Genomic DNA, 5265 nt, shown 5'->3' on the forward strand with positions numbered 1-5265 from the left:
CTTCAGGTTTTTTGTAATCCGCCAACAGGCGGTCTATGAGTTCGTTGCTTACGGTCATTTCTCTTCCTTTGAAGATGAAGGCAGTTTCCTGCCATTAGACCGTTTACACAAAATCTAGGACACGCCCTCACGCCAGAGCAACGCAAAGAAGCCCTTAAAGGGTTGCTTACCTCCATAGACGTTTTTATAATCGACAATCAAACCCATTGGCTAGAAATCAACTTCCACGTGCCCTTAGTGGGGGATGAACTGGTCTACACCGACCCAAGCAACAAAAAGCTTGGATATTCCATCCAGAACGGTTCCAGATCCTTTATGGCTGAAATGACCCAAAAGTCATACGGCAAAAAAAAACCATAGCGGGTATGGCTTTAAGTGATGGTCAAAACAAAATTAGTCTGCCACCGTCGAGTAAGGTGGCTAGGGGGTAATTTACTTTCCCCTGCCATCCCTCTTTTCCACCCTTATTTGGGTCGTTTTTGCCCCTTTTAAGAGCTTGTAACCCTTGGCCTTTACCTTGGGGTCGTTGTATTTGATTCCGTCCCCGACGATGGGGTGCTGGAAGTGGATTTCGAGTTCGTGGTCACGGGTCTTGCGATTGAACTTTGCTTCAATCTTTTCAATCAAACCCTTCAAGTAAAGCTGGCGCTGTTCGTCGGTCAGCTTTTTCTTCTCCTCGATTTCCACCCCGAAGTTGTCCATCCAATCGACCCACTCCTTCTTCTCGGCTTCGCCTCTGAGCTTGAGACGTAGGTTCGTGATTTCGGTTTTCAGTCGGTCGGCTTCATCGTTCATTCGAGCCACGGCAGTCTTGTATGCCTTATCGTCCATTCGCTTGAGGATGCGGTTCGCTTCAAGGTTGCCGATGGACTCTTGTAGGCTTTGAAAGAGGGTTTCGTACTTTCGTAGCTGGCGCTCATAGCCTTTCATTTCCTCGGCAGAGGCAGCGGTTCCTTTGATGCCGTGCTCAGCGTAAACCCGCTTCTTCACAGCTTCTTTGAGGATGCTTGAATCTTTATGAAGCTGAACAACCGTATCGAACACCACTTTGTCAGTAAGTTGAATGTTCATCGCTCTATCGAATCCGCACCCTGTCCCTCGTTGATAGTGGGTCTTGCTTTCCCCATCCTTTACCCAAGCCCTTTCCTTATTCGGGCAGTAGTACATATATTCTGATTTGGCGGGCTTGATACGACCAGCCAACTTGCGTCCGCAATGACCACACACCATAAAGTCTCGGAGGAGGTAGAAGTTCTTGGTCGTGGCGTTCTGCTGGTCTTTTCGACTTGCCTTTCTCTTGCGTTCTAGGTTGATGGAGTTCCAAGTGACTTCATCGACCAGTTTGGGGCAGGAGACTTCGACCTTTTCGCCTGATACGCCATCGGTGTAGATGTAGCGACCGAGATAGTGTGTGTTGGTCATTAGCGATTCAATTGAACCGAGTGTCCACAGTCCACCCCGACGAGCTAACACTCCGTTGGAATCAAGCTCCTTTTTTATGGATGCAACTGAGTTACCTTTCAGTGCTTGCTTGAAGATGAACTTGACCCACTTGGACTCTGCCTTGTTCTCAGTTAGCTTGCTCTTGCTGATTTCATAGCCAAAGGGTGGAACGCCTCCGTGCCAACAGCCAGCCTTCACCTTCATCAATTTACCAATTCGTGAGCGCTCGGCTCTTACGGAGTTCTCGAATTGGGCAACGGCATCGAGCATTTGATGCAGAAGATTGTCTGACGGAACTGCGAGATCGAACTGACCATCTTTTATGTAGAGAGTGATGCCTTGTTTTTTTAGCTCATAGCGAAAGATGGAGGCGACTTGGTCGTTCCTTGATAGCCTAGATTGGTCGTAGACCCAGAGGTGCTTCACTTGGCCTGCTTTGATTGCTTGAAACAACTCGTAGAGCACAGGACGCCCTTGGATGTCTTCGTGGTGAGAGCTCTTCCCCCCTTCGTTCCAATGCTCGAATTCGAACTTGAGCTCTTTTGCCTTTTTCTTGCCCAGCGCCAATTGACTATCGAGCGAAGTGCCCTTGTCTGCTTGAACAGCCGTTGAAACACGGGTGTAAATGTGAAGAGTCTGGTCAGCTTTACTTTTGGTCTTGGTTGCCATCTGCGTTTTACCTCTCGTGGGGTTCTAGCCGACATAGTCTACGGGGCAAGCTCTGCCCACTTTAGGATGGCTTACGATACCCAGAACCAGAATCAAATAGGCTCTGCCTGAGTTCTATTTTCTCGGACTATTCAAACGCTTAAAGCTCGAAATGGACATTGCAACCGTCAACTATTACTCCGAAAACGCTCAGACAGTTGCGGTGCGGTATGAGTCCGTGGTTAGCAGCTTGTCTGATAGCTTCGCAGAGGCTTTTAAGCCCCGATCTAGGCTTCTTGATATCGGTTGTGGGTCGGGCCGAGATCTGGCTTTATTAGCCTCCCTAGGCCACGAGTGCTTCGGTGTCGATGCCACTCCTGAGTTCGTAGACCTGAGCCAAAGCCTTCACCCCGAGCTGAAAGGCAAAGTCCTTCACGCTGCGTTGCCAAACTTTGAGCCTCCGTTTGGCGGTGACTTTGATGGCGTTCTCTGCTCGGCAGTCTTGATGCACATCCCCGAGAGCGAGCTAGTTCCAGCAGCCGTATCTATCAAACGGTGCCTTAAGAGTCACGGACGACTTCTTTATTCCGTTCCAAGCAAACGCTTGGACGTGGTGACTGAAAACAGGGACGCTAACGGTCGGCTATTTGTCCCCGACCAATCCAATCGACTTCAAACTATCTTTGAGCAACTTGGTTTTAGTTTGATTTCTAAGTGGGACAACGCCGATAGTCTGGGACGTGATTCGGTTGAATGGATTTCCGTTTTGATGGAATTAACGAACGCCTAAGACCGATGGCAGCTGTGACCTTCATTCCTGCAAATCCATCAGTCGAAGACTGCTGGCGTGGAATCATCCTTTACGGTCAAAACTCTGCCTCCTACAAATTCGCTCTGGCTGAATCTTTGCTCCAGCTCAACCCTCAAGCAGGACAGTTAGTAAAGCTGGAAGACGTAGCTCCAGTGTTTGGCAGAGCGATTGCAGCGCACATCAGTCATTCACCAAAGCAAGGCACAAGGCCTGGAAAATTCCTACAAAGTGTTCAGAGCTACAACACAGACGGAAACCTCGATGCGCTTGTGAAAGCCACCGTCGCTAGTGGGTTCCAAGACGTCATTGATGCATTTCACAATATCGGCACCAGCACGGTGTTGCACAAGTTCTTTATTGACGAGCGCAAGACTAACAAAGGCATTCGAATCACAGATGAGTTTTCGAAGCTGGCGGAAGGCATACAAGTCGCCAACATCACCCAAGAGGTCGACTCTCGCTGGCGATTGGTGGAGACGGCGTGGAATCTAGGCATTTCAGCGAACCACCTAGTTGTTCAACACGATCACGAGCTGGGTGAGATCTTCACTTTTGATTCGGCCAAACGGCGTAAGGCCGTTACAAGTAGTCGGGGTGCCTTGAATGGATACCAGAAGGGTCGATGTTTTTATTGCGCTGCAGATCTTCGCCTCTTAGGTGAAGAGTTCAATACTGACGTAGACCACTTCTTTCCACATAAGCTCAAGCAGTCAAATCTGCATCTGAACCTCGATGGTGTCTGGAACTTGGTCTTGTCTTGCCAGTCTTGCAATAGAGGCCCACGTGGCAAGTTTGACCGCATCCCCTCCTTACGGTTGTTAGAACGCTTGCATCTACGGAACGAATTTCTGATTGGTAGCCACCACCCTCTGCGAGAAACGTTGATGAACCAGACGGGCAACACAACGGAGAAACGTGTGGGGTTTTTATCAAAAATCTATCAAGAGGTACAGCTCAATCCTCAAACCGCTTGGGAGCCCGAGCTGATTTCGTTGGGTAATTTCTTATGAGTGATAGGGCCACAATTATTTTTGGAAATGGTCTGGGTATGGCACTCGACCCCGATTATTTTCAACTGAAATCAGCACTCTACAGCGTCTGGAATGATTCTGATCTTCTCTCAAAAGATCAAAAAAAACTAATCCAAACGGCCTTGCCAGGAACTTCTGATGAGGTCTATCCTGAGAGTGAAGATCAGCTTAATGAACTTCAAGTAGCCATATTTGCATCAGAGCTGTTGAAGGCATATGAAACTGAAGAGGCTCCTTGGCTTAATGAAAACTCAAGAGAGATAGTTGCTGCATTCAAAAAATTTATTCATCAAACCAGTCATTACTTTCACAGAAGTGGCAAGCAACTTCCAGACGGATTCCTTGATCCATTGGTCGAATTCATCAAGACTTCCAAATCACACGTAGCTTTGTTGAACTATGACAATTTGCTTTACGACCCTCTTCTTCGAACAAAGGTGATGGATGGTTACAGTGGGACTTTGATTGATGGTTTTTTGGATGAGTTTTCACCAAAAAATTTAGATCGATACGGAACAAAACAAACGAATCTGAGCTGGTTCCTTCATCTCCACGGATCGCCTCTTTTTGTCGGCAACAAAAAGTGCGGAGGTGCCAGCAGGGACTTTTTAGAGGCAGAGGAAGAGTGCCACGTTGTTCTGACCCACGTGACACATAAACCCTCAGTAATTCAGACTTCAGACATTCTTAGTGAGTACTGGAAACGCTTTGATCGAGCACTCTCTGAATCAGAATCAATTATTGTTTTTGGCTACTCTGGCCTAGACACACATCTGAATGAAGTGATTGCCAAACACGGGCATAAAGACATTGCAGTCATTGAGTGGGAGGGCAGTGGGAACTACGAGGAGAGGCTGAATTTTTGGAAGATCTCATTTGACGATGCACCTAGCCTAACCTTGATTCAAAAGAAGAACATTCTTGAATTTAATTACTGGGCGACAGTAATTCCACCTCCGTTTTAGCTTGTTAGTAAAACCTGCCGAATAGAAGAATAGGCCAACTTGACGCCTTGCTCCTCGTTAAGCCAGCGGTGAATGGCTAAGAGGCTAGAACCACTCTCTCGCTTCGCTTTCATTTCGGCTATCAAGGCTTGCTCGGTTCCATTTGGAACTTTGATTCCGTCCACCACATCAAAGCCGAAGGCTCGGCGACCGCCAACAAAGTAGCCCTGAGCCTTGCGCATCTGTTTGACCTCGCTGATGGAGGGTGTCCCGAATTTTGTGTAAACGGAGCGAGTGTTAATTCGTCGGCATCCTTCCCTCAAACTGGATCGTAAATCGGTTCAGCACGGGCTTCCAGTTTTGCACCGGCATCGTCCACTTCTTGGCG

General features: G+C 48.0%; 5 protein-coding genes. 3 read left to right on the top strand and 2 right to left on the bottom strand.

Translation table 11 applies throughout. From position 1 onward, the window contains the following. Positions 1-432 precede the first annotated feature (432 nt). Entirely contained in the window at positions 433-2112 is a 1680-nt protein-coding gene (locus B9Z42_RS15975; RefSeq protein ID WP_100134416.1) for a recombinase family protein, read from the bottom strand. Positions 2113-2263: 151 nt separating this feature from the next. Between B9Z42_RS15975 and B9Z42_RS15980 the strand changes: the two genes are divergently transcribed. From B9Z42_RS15980 to B9Z42_RS15990, 3 genes are read left to right on the top strand one after another with little or no spacing between them, the layout of a single operon-like run. Next, on the top strand, positions 2264-2881 hold the full coding sequence (locus B9Z42_RS15980) for a bifunctional 2-polyprenyl-6-hydroxyphenol methylase/3-demethylubiquinol 3-O-methyltransferase UbiG (protein WP_100134417.1): 618 nt from the start codon (positions 2264-2266) through the stop codon (positions 2879-2881). Positions 2882-2886: 5 nt separating this feature from the next. Next, positions 2887-3912: an HNH endonuclease domain-containing protein gene (locus B9Z42_RS15985; RefSeq protein WP_158235980.1), complete on the top strand. Its 1026-nt coding sequence runs from the start codon at positions 2887-2889 to the stop codon at positions 3910-3912. Positions 3913-3950: 38 nt separating this feature from the next. Further along, on the top strand, positions 3951-4898 hold the full coding sequence (locus B9Z42_RS15990; RefSeq protein WP_143474114.1) for a hypothetical protein: 948 nt from the start codon (positions 3951-3953) through the stop codon (positions 4896-4898). Here B9Z42_RS15990 and B9Z42_RS15995 read toward each other — a convergent pair. Further along, positions 4895-5119, bottom strand: coding sequence for a hypothetical protein (locus B9Z42_RS15995; protein WP_100134420.1), 225 nt, complete (start codon positions 5117-5119; stop codon positions 4895-4897). The two genes, B9Z42_RS15990 and B9Z42_RS15995, sit on opposite strands and share 4 nt — an antisense overlap. Positions 5120-5265 lie beyond the last annotated feature (146 nt).

The organism is Limnohabitans sp. B9-3, from assembly GCF_002778325.1.
Classification (GTDB): Bacteria; Pseudomonadota; Gammaproteobacteria; order Burkholderiales; family Burkholderiaceae_C; genus Limnohabitans; species Limnohabitans kasalickyi.